The sequence below is a fragment of the Bacteroidota bacterium genome (genome assembly GCA_041658205.1).
Taxonomy (GTDB): domain Bacteria; phylum Bacteroidota; class Ignavibacteria; order UBA10030; family UBA8401; genus UBA8401.
On record JBBAAO010000001.1, the window covers coordinates 2,076,062 to 2,089,971 of the forward strand.

Consider the following 13,910-nt stretch of genomic DNA (forward strand, 5'->3'; position numbering starts at 1 on the left):
GATCACGTTGTGCGTGTTATCTCGCCATACAAGTCATATTCCGTTGCATCGGTAACATTGATCGTAACAAAATCACCCGGTTGCACACCGTTCACATTGGAGATGAACACTTCATTGTCAATCTCCGGAGCATCCCATTCAGTTCGTCCCACAAGATTCCCTTCTTCAATCCGTTCGATCACTGCCCGAGCCTGTTTCCCGATTCTTGATTCATTCTTTTCAAGAGAGATCGCGCGCTGAATTTCCATAACATATTCTTTACGACGTTCCTTCTCCTCTTCCGGAATCGGATCGCCGAGTCCATACGCTGTCGTATCATCTTCCTGAGAATAGGTGAATACACCAAGTCTGTCGAATTTCACCTCTTTGATAAATTGCACCAGTTCTTCTACATCCGCTTCGGTCTCATTCGGGTACCCAACAATCAAAGTCGTACGTAACGCAATATCAGGCACAGCTGTTCTTATGGTCGAGATCAAATTTTCTGTGGTCCGTCGCGTAATACCGCGCCGCATCGATTTTAAAACATTATCCGCTGCATGTTGAATGGGCATATCAATGTAGCGACAGATTTTTGGATTGTCACTAAACGATTGTAATATATCCAAAGGAAATTTTGACGGGAACGCATACATCAAGCGTATCCACTCAAGACCTTGCACGAATGAAAGTGATGTAAGTAGCGATGCGAGCTTTCGTTCACCATAAATATCAAGACCGTAATATGTTGTGTCTTGACCGATCACGATGAGTTCTTTCACACCCTTCTCAACTAAGCGCATCGTCTCATCCATCACCTGTTCCACCGGTTTTGTTTTATGTTTTCCCCGCATAATCGGGATCGCACAGAATGAACAAGGATTGTCACATCCTTCCGATATTTTCAAATAGGAAAAATACTTTGGTGTGGATACCGCACGCTCACCGAGCAATTCATATTTATATTTTCCACCCAATGCTTCAAGAATATTCGGAAGTTCATTTGTCCCAAAAAAATTATCAATCTCCGGAATCTCTTTCTGCAGATCGTTCTTATAGCGCTCCACAAGACAGCCCATTACATACACTTTGCTTAATTGTCCTGAGGTTTTGCGTTCCACAGCAGCAAGAATTGTATCAACTGATTGGCGTTTCGCTGCATCGATAAATCCGCATGTATTGATAATGGCAATATCTGCCTCTTCAATCTTCTCCGTCAACGAAAATTCATTGTGAAGAAGTTGACTATACAGCGCTTCGGAATCGACGGTGTTCTTTGCACAGCCAAGCGTAATGATATTTATTTTTTGTTGTTTGGTATTCATTATGAAAGAATGACAAAATCTATATACAGATACAACATTGGGGAGACAAATATTAAACTGTCAAAACGATCGAAGACGCCGCCGTGACCGGGAATCAATCCCGAAGAATCTTTTACTCCGGCATCACGCTTTAATAGTGATTCTATCAAATCACCGATCTGTCCAAACACTCCGATGATCACTCCAATGATGATTGCCTGGTGTAATTTCAAATATGGAAGAAAATAATATTGAAATATCATCATCGTAATCACAGCTCCAAAAAATCCCCACACTGCCCCTTCCCAGCTTTTATTTGGACTGACACGAGGGAATAATTTGTGTTTGCCCATAGATAATCCGCCAAAATATGCCATGGTATCACACATCCAAATAGAGACGAGAATGGAAATAATCGTCAATCCACCCCAAGCGTATGTCGTTGCATGAATCGTTTCATCCGTTAAGGATGAGGAATTGGGGAAAAATTGAATGGCAAGATGATATGGAAATTCGGCTCCATAGAGCTCGCGAATACCGGTTAATGATGCTAGAAATAGACCGACATACATTACACCAAAGATCGTAAATCCTGCATTCAAAAATACCGATCCTTTGTTCCGAAAGAGCTCAACAAGCATAACCAGCGTTAGAAATAGGAACAGAGAAGTTAAAAACAATTGCAATTTCATCAATAACGAAATTCCTCCACTGTTAATAAAAAAAGGAAGAATGAAGTTTTGAATCTGTTCATGAAAGAATGAAAGATGCAGCGCCGAAAGTCCGATAATCGCAACCGCCGTTTGGGGATTCGATCCTTTTCCTTTTGCCATCGTAAAAAATTCGATTAATGCCGCGATACCGATCATAAGGACAAAAAGAACAAACAACAATCCTCCCTGGTAACTTGCAAAAAGAATAAATGGAATAGCAACGAGGGCCACAGCTACTCTGGATCCGAGATTAGTAAATTTATTTGCCATGAGACGTTGTAAAATCGGTGAGGTCCAATGAAGTGAGAATAGAAAGTGCGTTCTCCTTTTGTTCTGTTTTTACGTACAGTGATGATAGTTCATCCATGCCTTCGATTGGATCAGAATAAAACCATACGGCATCAACACCGTTCATCTGTAAATTTTTTCCGACAAGATCCATCGCAAAAATTGTCGGAGTGGACAACATATGAGTATAGCCGTCCAAATTTTTGGAATGTAATGCGCCATTCATTGTTTTGCTGTCAGATTGTTTGCTCATCTATTTGTAATCTATGCTGCACGTTGTTGGTAACTTTAATGTACTGAACAATCACCAGGAAAAAAATAATACTGAAGAACATCCCAGTTCCAAGAACCATGGCAGTGGAAGGTTCTGACTGTTCTCCCATGAACATGGTCGGTGTCGTTGAATCGCCATTGCCATAGACATACATTCCGATTGTTGCTGCAGAATTGTTGATCAGATGAACGATGATTGGTAGTATCAATGTCTGTGAACGATATTGCAGAAAACTGAAATAGACTCCTAATGCAATGAGCGGAAGAAGCCAAAAAGGATTCATATGATACATCGCAAAAATCGTTCCGGTAATGATGTATCCTTTTGTGTTTCCATAGCCAATCGAAAAATTTTTTTGAATCAACCCGCGAAACATCAACTCTTCACACAGTGCTGGGGTCACCGCTGCAACAAGAACAACGAACAGCAGTTCCGGCAGCGATTGCGCGTTGATTAATATTTTAAATGCTTCTTCAATTGCCCGTTTCATCGCTTCAATCATCGGCAGCAATTGCTCCGGGATCGGAATTTTGTTTTGAAAGAAGAGATACATTTCACCGATCTGCATTAAGGCGATCATTCCAAGCACGGCAAGAAATCCTTCACTGAATGACGGTATTCTCCATCGGAATACTTCTGATAATTTTCCGTGTTGACGTTTTGCAAGGAGAATTGTCGGGATCAGCAGAAACAACACCTGGGAGATCATTGTTGCAAGACGCGCGGCTAACACATTGTCCATTGTCACCTGACCGCCAAGAACCAATAATGTTATTCCTCCGCCAACCAATTGATAGAGGAAAAACAAACCGATCAACGAAACAATCGCAAATCCAACAGGTTTGTATTTCGTCTGTTGCGACTGATAAATCTCGGATTCATTTTGGACCGTGATGTTGTTCATCGTACTTTTGCTTTCAGTTCTCCGTTTAGTCCGGAATATTCTTTTAATTCCGCATCGATGGAACCAATGACCACCTTCGTATTGACCTTCACCGGAATTTTTCGCTCGTCATCCGAAAGCCAGATTAATATTCGTCCTTCACTTTTGAACAATCCCCCTTCTTTCACCAGCGGTTCAACAATAATGCAATTGAATGTGCCGGCATCCACTGTAATTTTTTGTTTGCCGAGATATTTAATGTCGAGAGGATTTGTTTTCCCTTTGAAAAAATTTTGCAGATGAACTCGTTGACCGATTTTGAAGTTCGTATAATCTATCGTTCTCGCATAATAAAAAGCGGACATAATATCATGCACGTAGATGGGGATATCAAAATCTCCTTCGTCTGTTTTCGCCTTTTGATTTTTCTGATCAAAGATCGCGGTATAATCCCGTTTGAACTTTCCTTCTTTGATATGCTGTTCAAATCGCCATGGAAATATTCCCGTAGAATCGAGATACGTTTCATAGCGGTCGCGTACTTCAAAAAAGAAATCAAATGTCGGCGTTGAACGGACAGTAAACTGGACTTTGTACGCACTGTTCCCCAGAACAGACTCCATTTGCGGAATGGACATTTCGGCATATCCGGCGGTGATGATGCCATAGTTTACATCAAACAATAATTTTTCGCCGACCGTGAACGCTTTTTGATTGTCCGCTTTTTGTGAAAAACTAATAAGTGAAAAAAATAATGATGCTGCTATGACCTTTTTCAGAGAATGAAACAATAACCCAATATATATTTTTTTAATATTATTTATTTTCATGTAATAATTCTTTAATCCCGGTAATGACCTGATCGACACTGATCTGATCCATGCACACATTCGATCGGCACTGTCCCCCTTTGCATAAGTGACACTGTTCGTTATTCGCTGTGAAAACTCTCTTTTTTTCAGTATACGGTCCCCAGCGTTGAGGACTACATTGAATAATCGGTGGATAAAAAGCGACGACCGGCGTTCCTACAATCGATGCAATGTGAAGCGGTCCCGTTGAATTTGAAACAAATACGCTCGCCGTACTAAACAATGCTCCTAATTCCTGAAGCGAAAACTTCCCAACATAATTAATTGGTTCACTGTTCATTTTGCTGACAAGCGATTGCACCAAATCCATTTCGTTCTTTCCACCAGTCAGTACAACTCTGAGCCCAAATTTTTGCTGAATCGCATCGCCTAATTGAGCAAATTTTTCAATACTCCAGTCTCTGGCAGAACCACCGCTCCCAGCATGCAAAACGATAAAGTCTTTAATACCATCTGCCGCGATAATGCCGCTTACTTTTTTTTGAATGGCGTCTGAAATTGGAAATTCGAATTGCGGTGTAGTTGAGGATTCAATCCCCAGCATACCTAAAAGATTCAAATTATAATCTACTTCATGCCGCTTTGCATCTTTTCGATGCTCGTAATTTCGTTTGTTGAATAAGAACGAATACCATCGATATCCCGTTCCCGCCCGCAACGGAATGCCGGACAAGAATGTAATCAACGCAAGATTAAAACGCGGGTATGGCAATAGAGCAATATCAAAACGCTTCACTTTCAGCAACGCAACATATTCTGAAATGCTTTTTGTTTCATCCCATAAGATCACTTCGTTCACACACGAATGGTTTTCAACAAGTTCTTTCGTGTAGGGACGAACCATAACGGAAATTGCTGCGTTGGGATATTTTTTTTTAAGAAGCGGAAGCATCGGAAGCGAAAGAACAACATCGCCTATACGATCCGTGCGCACGACAAGAATTTTCTTGACCGAATCACTGTGTGTGGACATCAGAGTGGTTCATCCATAATATCAAATTGCTCCCAGCCGTGAAAATCATAATGCCACCATTCACTCTTAATTGGTAAAAATCCATGCCGGGTCATGACATCTTTTAACAGAGCGCGGTTTTGTAATGCAGATTCGGAAATATTCAAAAAATCGTGCGATGCTTTTTCTGTAAAATCATCATATCCGGTAGGCATTTCCAATTCACTGCCGAGAGAATCGACGATCGTCAAATCCACTGCTGCACCGCGATTATGTTTTGATCCTTTTTTGGGATTGGCGACGAAATCTTCGTTGGGAACAACTTCCCACAGTTTCCATTGTATGGATAAAGGACGATATCCGTCATAAATTTTTAGGCCGAGATTTTTTGATTTCAGTTCCCGCTGGACGGATGCGAGACTTTCCGCCGCTTCTCGCCTCAACTTCGCTTTTGCTGCAGGATACAACACTCTCTTGGTAAAATTATTATCCGTTGCATACCGAATATCAAGAACAAAAGATGAATCTATCGAGAGAAGATCAACAATTTCGAGACGGGGATTTTTTATCGGTTCGGTTGATCCACAACTGATGCACACGAATGATATCCAAACACAAAGTGATTGTTTCATAGATTTTAGGAAACAAACACTTTCGCTACATCAATGATCATTGAAGGTTGGTTCCAAAGCGCTGTGCGGAATATTCCACCCAGTGTCCGTTTTTCGACCGGAAGTTTTAAAGCACTATCACAAATGTTATTGTATTTCGCGTCATTCAACGATCCGATGGCGTTTCGGATATTATAGAACACATCATGTCTCCACCCGAGGCGCTTATTCCATCGTTTATCATATTCAAGAAGGTGTTTCACTTCACCGTTCAGAATCGATTCAGCAGCGACCTGTCCGCCTATCATTCCACCGATCATTCCAGAAATGATACCGCCACCGGAAACCGGATTGACCTGATGCGCGGCATCTCCAACAAGAAGAACATTATCTTTTACGATCACAGGATTCGTCTTTGCGCACGGCACACCTCCTGCAATATGGGTCAGCATAGCAGCTTGGGGATATTTTCGTTCGACGAATTCATGCAAAAATTTTATTGCAGATTTTTTCTTTGCCGCTTCAACTGAGAGACCAAGTCCAACATTTGCCGTATCTTTTCCTTTCGGAAATACCCAGAGGTATCCACCGGGAGAAACATTGTCACCGAAATAAAAATCAAGCACATCTTCTTCCACTTCAATCCCCGAGAGAGTCATCTGAGCGCAGCTTTCCATATCTCTGATGTGACATGTCGTATCAATACCTGCCCATTTCCCCACACGCGATTCAACTCCATCCGCAGCGATAACAATCTTTGCACGAATATCCATTTTTTGATCTTTGATCAGTGTCTTGACGCCGACAATTTTTCCGTCTTCACGAAGCAGATCGTAAACATATGCTTTCGTGATTACTTCCACCCCTTCATTCGCCGCTAACTTTGCCAGTTCATAATCAAAAATTCGTCGCTCAAGAACATAACCCGCACCGTCAAGTTTTGGAACAACACTGTTTCCATTCGGTGCAACCAATCGAAATTTTGTCACTGTCGAAGCGATCCATTTCGAATCCGGTTTGATAAATTGCGAAACCCCTTCATGGCTCACAGCTTCGCCGCACCGTACCGGATAACCAACATCACGATCTTTTTCCAGCATCAATACTTTTGCTCCGCCTGCTGCCGCATACCGAGCAGCGGTTGAACCTGCCGGACCCGCACCAACAACAATAATATCGTAATCAAATTTTATCATGAAAAAGCCACCGCATCATTAATCATTTGTGGAGTCTGCTTGGGAAGTTGTCCAACGCCATCGCGATGAAATTCTATTACTTCCCAAGGACATGCCCACACACATTTTCGGCAATTGGTGCAGCGATCTTCGATGATTGCAATTTTCGATTCCATCAATTCGATCGCATCTTCCGGACAAACACCCACACAGCAACCACAGTAATCGCACTTACCCGGTACAATATGGATCATTAAATGAGTCTGAGGCATTATTGAATTCCTAATAATTCTACTTCAAATATCAGCGTTGCATTCGGAGGAATCACTCCCCCGGCTCCCTGTCTTCCATAACCAAGTTCCGGAGGAATAGTGAATCTGCTCTTTCCACCCAATTTCATTGTGGAAACACCGTCATCCCATCCTTGAATAACTTGTCCGACACCAAATTGATATTTAAACGGTTGACCTCTATCTACCGAGCTGTCAAATTTTGTGCTGTCCGTCAGCCAACCTGTATAATGAACAGTCACCATTTGACCTTCTTTTGGTGATGTCCCTTTTCCTTCAGTAATTACTTCAACGTTAACGCCTGATTTTGTCATAAAAATTTTTCTTCCGCAGGATGAAATAAGAAGGGTAAGTAAAAGAGTAAAAAATATGAGACTTTTTTGCATTTCACACCCAAATTAAATTCAAAATAACGAAAAGAATTCCGACTTCCAAAATTTTTCGCGGAAATTCACGTTTGATTCATTCGAATGAGATAAAATAAAAACTCCATTCAGAATCTGAATGGAGTTAAAAAAACTCTATAATCCTATATATTACTTTTTACCAAGGATTGCATCTTTTGCTGCTTTTGCAACTTTAAATTTCACGACTTTCTTTGCAGGAATTTGAATTGTTTCGCCTGTTGCCGGATTACGGCCAATACGAGCTTTGCGATCTACAAGAACTAATTTTCCAATACCAGGAATTGTGAATTGGTTTGCTGCCTCTTTGTATGCTAATGTTGACAATTCTTCAAAAAATTCTGTTACTGCTTTCTTTTTCATTCCAAATTTATCTGCAAAATGGCTCGCGATTTGCGATTTTGACATTGCTTTTCCCATATGAACTCCTTTATTAGTGAATTGGAAATGTTGTTTAGTGTAACCCTCTAATGAACTGGTGTAAATATATAGTTTTCATTATGGAGTGTCAATACTCATTCAAAAAAATCTTATTTTATTGGGGTTTTTCGATGCACGTCAAAAAGTAGGCCAAAACATTGAGGATTTTGAAATGAGAAATAATGTGGCGAAATTTTGCAAATTTCGAATTATTTTTCCAGAAATGTGATTTAGATACAAGGCGCAAAAAGAGAAAATACTGAAAAAAAATATTTTTACATTCTGCGCCTAAAAACAGGATTTTTTCGATTTAGAAGATAAATGCAACAATTGCAGTTACCATTGCAGACAAGAGAACGATGACGATTAATGAAGGATTTGGAGTTTCGTTTTTGGCAATTTTTTTCCGGAAGACTGTTGCAATCACTGCAACATCAATTGCAAGCAACATTTTAATGCCAATTTTCATGTGATTAACATCAGGCATCAAAAGAAAAAACAAAGCAAAACCTGTCAATAATTGTGTGTGTGCAGAAGACATGAGAAGCAATGATAATTTTTTTCTTACACCATCAACAATATTTTTATTTATCCATATGTAAAATGCGATGGTAATGATTAAAATCATTCCCAAAACGTGAAGTGTGTAGAGAGTTGTGTGTAGCATTTTTAACCTTTCAAAATGATGTATTGATTACAAGGGAATTTAACGATAATTTGTTTGAAACCTACGACAAAACTTATGTTTGAACAAGAGCTAGAGAATATCCAGAAAATAACAGTCAATAATACGATTGGAAATACTGATTCAATTGCATTAAAAACTATTTTAGAATCTAACATTCCTGCCAATATTAAAAGTTTCTTTCGGGGTGAGGTGGAATGGCTATTATACAAGGAAAAACAGACAGAACACCGCTCATCAAAATTCAATTATCAACAGGATGATGTCAGGCTTTTACTGGAGCAAATGGATATTTTGCTCACGTACCATTATTCTTTTCCCCGCGAAGAATTTCTTAAAACGCTTGATAAATGCGTACATTTTCTTTTCAATTATCTCTGTCGTCCACAATGGACATTGGAGAGTTATTTATTTGAAGAAAAAAATGGATTGAGTCTGAAAGAACTATCACTGAAGTTCCGTTTTTGCGCTGATTATCCTTATTACTGGTCTATTTTAGAAAAACATCTTATCGGCAAAAAAAGAACGGATATTGATAGAGATGAAGCAGTACGATTGTTACGAAGGATTGATGCTGAAATTGTCAACACTCATTCCGCAGATGATATGGCAAAAATGACTGTACCCTTATTTGAGTTTATTGGATTTGTCCATCAAAACTCATTAAATGGCGGACGTGGCGACCTCCCGACACGGGCATTAATCTATTTCTTTGAAGATAAAAAACTCAATGCCGTTTCACAGCATCTGCTGAAACTTCGTGAACAGGGTAAACAATCTCTGCTTTATGACGAATTGATCGAAGCATTAAAAGATTCGTTCACTCAAAAGAGTTTTTCCATAGCTGATGAAGTTTCCCAAGTCCGTCAGCCTCAGCGAAAAAATTTCATTTCTCTTCCTATAACCGACAAAGATAAAGTTTCCATCATTAAATCCTTGTTTGGTGATGATGAATCGAAGTATATTGTAACAATGGAAAAGATCCTTTCATCCGCAACATGGGATGATGCCGGGCTGTCGCTCGATCACTATTTTACAATGAACGATGTCGACCCGTTTTCCCGCGATGCGATCATTCTGACGAATGCCCTTCAATCATACTTCATAAACCGAGAATCACAATAAGAAAGAAGCGGATCGGAGCATGCTCCGATCACAATAGATATTTATATGTTTATAGACTCAGCAAAGATCTACGTTAAATCAGGCAAAGGGGGCGACGGTATCATCCACTGGCGCCGAGAAAAATTCATCCCCAAAGGGGGTCCGGATGGAGGCAATGGAGGTGTCGGAGGCGATGTGATTATCCGAGCTGACAAAAACATCAATACACTTCTCGACTTTCGATATCATAAAAAATTTGTTGCCAAAAATGGAAATGTGGGTGAAGGTTCAAATAAAGAAGGACGTTCAGCAGAACCAATCGTTGTAAAAATCCCGGTTGGTACGTTAATCCGTAATGCGGAAACCGGTGAGCTGATCGTGGACATAACCGAAGATGGCGAAGAATTTGTGATTGCAAAAGGAGGAAGAGGCGGAAAAGGAAACTGGGTGTTCCGCTCCCCTACAAACCAAGCTCCGCGTGTTTGCACTCCGGGTGATCCGGGTGAAGAATATCATCTTGAACTAGAGATGAAACTCCTCGCTGATATCGGCCTTGTCGGATTTCCGAATGCGGGAAAATCCACGTTGATTTCAACGATCTCCGCTGCAAAGCCAAAGATTGCTGATTACCCTTTTACAACACTTGTCCCAAATTTGGGAATGGTTTATTTTCAAGAGGGCAAAAGTTTTGTTGTTGCCGATATTCCGGGATTGATTGAAGGCGCCCATGAAGGGAAAGGATTGGGAATTCAATTCTTAAAACATATTGAGCGGACAAAAGCATTGCTCTATTTAATCGATTGCACAAGCGAAGATATTAAGCATGACTATAAAGTGCTAACACATGAATTAAAAGCATTTAGCAAAGACCTTCCCAAGAAGAAAAGTATCATAGCCATTACGAAGTTGGATATTGCAGATGATGAATTACGGAAAGAATTAAAGAAATTAAAATTTCCAAAAAGTGTTACTGTTCATTTTATCTCCGCTGCAACCAATGATGGGATCTCTGACCTTGTTGAAGCAATGTGGAAATTAGTCTTAAAAGGAAGATGAAGCAAAGTCGAAAGTCTGAACATACCGCAACTGAACCTGTCAATTCTGAAAAAGAATTTGAAAACACACTCCGCCCCTCTGCGTTCGACGATTTTTCGGGACAACAAAAGATTGTTGATAATCTGAAGATCTTTATCGCCGCTGCAAAAAAACGGGGGGAATCGCTTGATCACGTTCTTCTGACCGGACCTCCGGGACTCGGCAAAACGACACTCTCGTTTATTATTGCGAACGAAATGGGAACGGACATTAAGATCACTTCCGGTCCTGTGCTTGATAAACCGGCTGACCTTGCCGGTATCCTTACGAATCTCAGCGAAGGTGATGTGCTCTTTATTGACGAAATCCATCGTGTGAATGCTGTCGTGGAGGAATATCTCTATTCAGCAATGGAAGATTTTCGATTGGATATCATGATCGATTCCGGGCCGAGCGCGCGCAGCATTCAATTGTCGCTTCCCAAATTTACTCTTGTTGGTGCCACAACACGCGCCGGGTTGCTTACCTCTCCCCTTCGTGCACGATTCGGTATCACCAATCGGTTGGATTATTACACACCAGAAGTGCTCTTCACAATCATTGTTCGATCCGCAACAATTCTTGGCATCGAAATCGACAAGGATGGCGCCATGGAGATCGCTAAACGATCTCGCGGAACACCACGTATCTCAAATCGTTTATTAAAACGGTGTCGAGATTTTGCTGAAGCCGATGTAAAACTTTCGCATCATAAAGGGATCATCACCAAAGATGTGGCACAATATGCATTAAAAGCCCTTGAAGTTGATGAACACGGTCTGGACGATATGGACAAGCGACTTCTTCGCACGATTATCGAAAAATACAAGGGTGGGCCAGTCGGCATTTCCACGCTTGCTGTTGCCGTAGGAGAAGAACCAGGCACAATTGAAGAAGTCTATGAGCCATATTTGATTTTGGAAGGATTCCTCCAACGCACTCCACGCGGCAGAGAAGCAACGGAATTAGCCTATAAGCATTTCGGTAAACAAAAAACTTCTCCAAAACAAGATTCCCTCTTTTAATGCGGAAACTCCCCCGTCGATTTTATATCCGTGACACCAGCACTGTTGCAAAAGAACTCCTCGGAAAAACCCTTGTCCGAAACCTCGGGAAGAAAACTCTTACTGCGACCATCGTTGAAACTGAGGCTTATCTGTTTGATGATCCTGCGTCTCATTCCTTTCGAGGTATAACGGAACGGACAAAAGTGATGTTTGGTGAAGGTGGATTTCTCTATGTCTATTTTACTTATGGAATGCATTACTGTGCTAATGTTGTGACCTATAAAAAAGGAATTGGCGAAGCGGTATTGATTCGTGCTGTAGAACCAATCGAAGGGCTAGACATTATGATAAAAAATCGAAAGCTTAAAGTTGGCCGTCACCTTTTAGGTGATGATCAACTACATAGATTGACTAATGGCCCTGCAAAATTAGCTCAAGCGTTTGGATTGACAACGAAACATTCAGGAATAGATCTCACCGGTGATGACATCTATATTTCGAACGAAAAAAATATCCCGCAATCAGACATTGTCATAACAAAAAGGATTGGGATCAGCGTGGCTAAGGAAGAGAATCTGCGGTTTTATATTAAGGGTAATGCCTGGGTCTCTAAAAAGTAAATGCCGATGTAATACCAAGCGATACTTCATGAAACTCTTTCGCTTTGAAGTATTTATTGTATCGATAGGTTGCGCCGAAGGTGTGTTGAGGGAAAAATCCAAAATATCCTAACCATGGAGATTTAACCCATGCACCTGCTCCGAGTGTATACCCGTCATTCGGAAAATCGGTAAGGAGTCCTGCACTAAGATGAAATCCAGCCAGAAAAATCTTTCTGCGGTCTACAAAATCGAAATGAAAATCTTTTTTCAGTTCAGCTCGGAAGATATTCCGTATATGAGATGATATAACATACGAATAGCTTATTCCCATTCTCCAATCCGAAAAAACACCTGTTTCACGTTTTTCTCCGAACCCTATTCCACTTTCAAAATTCAATGCGCCGTAATTGTTCCCATTATTCGTTACGATACTAACACTAGGAGGTAAAACACTGATGATGGTCCCGGCAATGGCCATGGGAATCATAATGCCTGTTATTGTCAACAACGCAATGTTCTCTTGCGTTGTTGACTCATTCACTCGTGTGGAATCCTGTGCTTGAACAGAGGTGTTCAGTGTGATCAAGATTATTAAAATGATGTATTTATTCATGCGAAAATTCAATCGTTCCAAAATGTTCCGGACGATGGAAGCATTTTTCTCCGTAGCCAGTGGCTGACCATGCCAGTAATTCATCACCGTGATGTTTTCCTGAAGCCCGATAAAAATTTATATTCCAGATATCTTCGTTTCGCTTATTCATCCCAAAACAATTCCAGGGAAGCTCCAAAATGGAAGTCCATATCTTCAAATCATTATCAATAATAGACCGACAGCGCATTCCGGAATACCAATAATGGTTCGAGACTCCTACTTGTCTATTCACATCGCTATCCATCCAACGCGAGTCCGGTGAGACTTGAAATTCTTTATATCGCTTTGTGTCTTTAGCATTTACACCAATAAATACTTCATAGACATCAGATAATTCCCACAGCCGATCTGTTTTGGTATTGTTATTGTGATTTTCTTCCGCAGAAGCACAACGAAGTTCCTCGAACCTTCCGCGAAAATAGACTAACAATGAATTGTCATTCCACTCCATACCAACTCGCGTAGCAATAGATTGAGGAGGTTCTGAACCATCGGCAAGATTCAGTGGTTCGCTGACATCGATATGAGCAAATGAGGATTCATCGATCTCATCAATCGAAATAAAATCGGAACGGTGGCAATGAATTATTTTTTCTGATGACATATTTAATTCTTTAC

18 protein-coding genes are annotated in these 13,910 nt (G+C 40.7%); 4 read left to right on the forward strand and 14 right to left on the reverse strand.

What is annotated here, in order from left to right:
- Positions 1-2: 2 nt before the first annotated feature.
- The 12 genes from rimO to WDA22_08630 form a co-directional block, all read right to left on the reverse strand.
- Positions 3-1,304: a 30S ribosomal protein S12 methylthiotransferase RimO gene (gene rimO, locus WDA22_08575; GenBank protein ID MFA5833518.1), complete on the reverse strand. Its 1,302-nt coding sequence runs from the start codon at positions 1,302-1,304 to the stop codon at positions 3-5.
- Positions 1,304-2,266 (reverse strand): phosphatidate cytidylyltransferase, encoded by a 963-nt coding sequence (locus WDA22_08580; protein ID MFA5833519.1) that lies wholly within the window; start codon positions 2,264-2,266, stop codon positions 1,304-1,306. Before WDA22_08580 ends, rimO begins: the two co-directional genes overlap by 1 nt.
- Entirely contained in the window at positions 2,256-2,537 is a 282-nt protein-coding gene (locus tag WDA22_08585) for a hypothetical protein (protein MFA5833520.1), read from the reverse strand. The genes WDA22_08580 and WDA22_08585 overlap by 11 nt, the downstream gene beginning before the upstream one ends.
- Complete coding sequence (locus WDA22_08590) at positions 2,521-3,462, reverse strand: type II CAAX endopeptidase family protein (protein MFA5833521.1); 942 nt, start codon at positions 3,460-3,462, stop codon at positions 2,521-2,523. Before WDA22_08590 ends, WDA22_08585 begins: the two co-directional genes overlap by 17 nt.
- Complete coding sequence (locus tag WDA22_08595) at positions 3,459-4,271, reverse strand: DUF3108 domain-containing protein (GenBank protein ID MFA5833522.1); 813 nt, start codon at positions 4,269-4,271, stop codon at positions 3,459-3,461. Before WDA22_08595 ends, WDA22_08590 begins: the two co-directional genes overlap by 4 nt.
- Positions 4,258-5,286, reverse strand: a complete 1,029-nt coding sequence (locus WDA22_08600) for a glycosyltransferase family 9 protein (protein MFA5833523.1) — start codon at positions 5,284-5,286, stop codon at positions 4,258-4,260. The genes WDA22_08595 and WDA22_08600 overlap by 14 nt, the downstream gene beginning before the upstream one ends.
- Entirely contained in the window at positions 5,286-5,897 is a 612-nt protein-coding gene (locus WDA22_08605; GenBank protein ID MFA5833524.1) for a M15 family metallopeptidase, read from the reverse strand. The genes WDA22_08600 and WDA22_08605 overlap by 1 nt, the downstream gene beginning before the upstream one ends.
- Before the next feature lie 5 nt (positions 5,898-5,902).
- The gene (locus WDA22_08610) at positions 5,903-7,072 is read right to left on the reverse strand and encodes an NAD(P)/FAD-dependent oxidoreductase (GenBank protein ID MFA5833525.1); all 1,170 of its coding nucleotides are present in this window, start codon (positions 7,070-7,072) and stop codon (positions 5,903-5,905) included.
- The gene (locus tag WDA22_08615; GenBank protein MFA5833526.1) at positions 7,069-7,323 is read right to left on the reverse strand and encodes a 4Fe-4S binding protein; all 255 of its coding nucleotides are present in this window, start codon (positions 7,321-7,323) and stop codon (positions 7,069-7,071) included. The genes WDA22_08610 and WDA22_08615 overlap by 4 nt, the downstream gene beginning before the upstream one ends.
- Positions 7,323-7,727, reverse strand: coding sequence for an FKBP-type peptidyl-prolyl cis-trans isomerase (locus WDA22_08620; protein MFA5833527.1), 405 nt, complete (start codon positions 7,725-7,727; stop codon positions 7,323-7,325). Before WDA22_08620 ends, WDA22_08615 begins: the two co-directional genes overlap by 1 nt.
- A gap of 150 nt (positions 7,728-7,877) precedes the next feature.
- Positions 7,878-8,165, reverse strand: coding sequence for an HU family DNA-binding protein (locus WDA22_08625; GenBank protein MFA5833528.1), 288 nt, complete (start codon positions 8,163-8,165; stop codon positions 7,878-7,880).
- Between the two features lie 310 nt (positions 8,166-8,475).
- The gene (locus tag WDA22_08630) at positions 8,476-8,832 is read right to left on the reverse strand and encodes a hypothetical protein (protein MFA5833529.1); all 357 of its coding nucleotides are present in this window, start codon (positions 8,830-8,832) and stop codon (positions 8,476-8,478) included.
- 75 nt (positions 8,833-8,907) lie between these two features.
- Here WDA22_08630 and WDA22_08635 point away from each other — a divergent pair, with 75 nt between their 5' ends.
- Genes WDA22_08635 through WDA22_08650 form a run of 4 tightly spaced genes read left to right on the forward strand, consistent with a single transcriptional unit; the run spans position 8,908 to position 12,655 of the window.
- The gene (locus WDA22_08635; protein ID MFA5833530.1) at positions 8,908-9,975 is read left to right on the forward strand and encodes a hypothetical protein; all 1,068 of its coding nucleotides are present in this window, start codon (positions 8,908-8,910) and stop codon (positions 9,973-9,975) included.
- 45 nt (positions 9,976-10,020) lie between these two features.
- On the forward strand, positions 10,021-11,010 hold the full coding sequence (obgE, locus tag WDA22_08640) for a GTPase ObgE (protein MFA5833531.1): 990 nt from the start codon (positions 10,021-10,023) through the stop codon (positions 11,008-11,010).
- The gene (gene ruvB, locus WDA22_08645; protein MFA5833532.1) at positions 11,007-12,053 is read left to right on the forward strand and encodes a Holliday junction branch migration DNA helicase RuvB; all 1,047 of its coding nucleotides are present in this window, start codon (positions 11,007-11,009) and stop codon (positions 12,051-12,053) included. The genes obgE and ruvB overlap by 4 nt, the downstream gene beginning before the upstream one ends.
- Positions 12,053-12,655, forward strand: coding sequence for a DNA-3-methyladenine glycosylase (locus WDA22_08650; GenBank protein ID MFA5833533.1), 603 nt, complete (start codon positions 12,053-12,055; stop codon positions 12,653-12,655). The genes ruvB and WDA22_08650 overlap by 1 nt, the downstream gene beginning before the upstream one ends.
- Here the strand turns inward: WDA22_08650 and WDA22_08655 are convergent.
- Positions 12,645-13,250, reverse strand: a complete 606-nt coding sequence (locus tag WDA22_08655) for a hypothetical protein (GenBank protein ID MFA5833534.1) — start codon at positions 13,248-13,250, stop codon at positions 12,645-12,647. The genes WDA22_08650 and WDA22_08655 overlap by 11 nt on opposite strands.
- Positions 13,243-13,896 carry a carbohydrate-binding family 9-like protein gene (locus WDA22_08660; GenBank protein ID MFA5833535.1) on the reverse strand — a complete coding sequence of 218 codons (654 nt, stop codon included), beginning with the start codon at positions 13,894-13,896 and terminating at the stop codon, positions 13,243-13,245. The genes WDA22_08655 and WDA22_08660 overlap by 8 nt, the downstream gene beginning before the upstream one ends.
- Positions 13,897-13,910 lie beyond the last annotated feature (14 nt).

Coding starts and splice junctions, on each gene's coding strand:
- rimO (MFA5833518.1), bottom strand. CDS start 1,304: ATGAATACCAAACAACAAAAAATAAATATCATTACGCTTGGCTGTGCA.
- WDA22_08580 (MFA5833519.1), bottom strand. CDS start 2,266: ATGGCAAATAAATTTACTAATCTCGGATCCAGAGTAGCTGTGGCCCTC.
- WDA22_08585 (MFA5833520.1), bottom strand. CDS start 2,537: ATGAGCAAACAATCTGACAGCAAAACAATGAATGGCGCATTACATTCC.
- WDA22_08590 (MFA5833521.1), bottom strand. CDS start 3,462: ATGAACAACATCACGGTCCAAAATGAATCCGAGATTTATCAGTCGCAA.
- WDA22_08595 (MFA5833522.1), bottom strand. CDS start 4,271: ATGAAAATAAATAATATTAAAAAAATATATATTGGGTTATTGTTTCAT.
- WDA22_08600 (MFA5833523.1), bottom strand. CDS start 5,286: ATGTCCACACACAGTGATTCGGTCAAGAAAATTCTTGTCGTGCGCACG.
- WDA22_08605 (MFA5833524.1), bottom strand. CDS start 5,897: ATGAAACAATCACTTTGTGTTTGGATATCATTCGTGTGCATCAGTTGT.
- WDA22_08610 (MFA5833525.1), bottom strand. CDS start 7,072: ATGATAAAATTTGATTACGATATTATTGTTGTTGGTGCGGGTCCGGCA.
- WDA22_08615 (MFA5833526.1), bottom strand. CDS start 7,323: ATGCCTCAGACTCATTTAATGATCCATATTGTACCGGGTAAGTGCGAT.
- WDA22_08620 (MFA5833527.1), bottom strand. CDS start 7,727: ATGCAAAAAAGTCTCATATTTTTTACTCTTTTACTTACCCTTCTTATT.
- WDA22_08625 (MFA5833528.1), bottom strand. CDS start 8,165: ATGGGAAAAGCAATGTCAAAATCGCAAATCGCGAGCCATTTTGCAGAT.
- WDA22_08630 (MFA5833529.1), bottom strand. CDS start 8,832: ATGCTACACACAACTCTCTACACACTTCACGTTTTGGGAATGATTTTA.
- WDA22_08635 (MFA5833530.1), top strand. CDS start 8,908: ATGTTTGAACAAGAGCTAGAGAATATCCAGAAAATAACAGTCAATAAT.
- obgE (MFA5833531.1), top strand. CDS start 10,021: ATGTTTATAGACTCAGCAAAGATCTACGTTAAATCAGGCAAAGGGGGC.
- ruvB (MFA5833532.1), top strand. CDS start 11,007: ATGAAGCAAAGTCGAAAGTCTGAACATACCGCAACTGAACCTGTCAAT.
- WDA22_08650 (MFA5833533.1), top strand. CDS start 12,053: ATGCGGAAACTCCCCCGTCGATTTTATATCCGTGACACCAGCACTGTT.
- WDA22_08655 (MFA5833534.1), bottom strand. CDS start 13,250: ATGAATAAATACATCATTTTAATAATCTTGATCACACTGAACACCTCT.
- WDA22_08660 (MFA5833535.1), bottom strand. CDS start 13,896: ATGTCATCAGAAAAAATAATTCATTGCCACCGTTCCGATTTTATTTCG.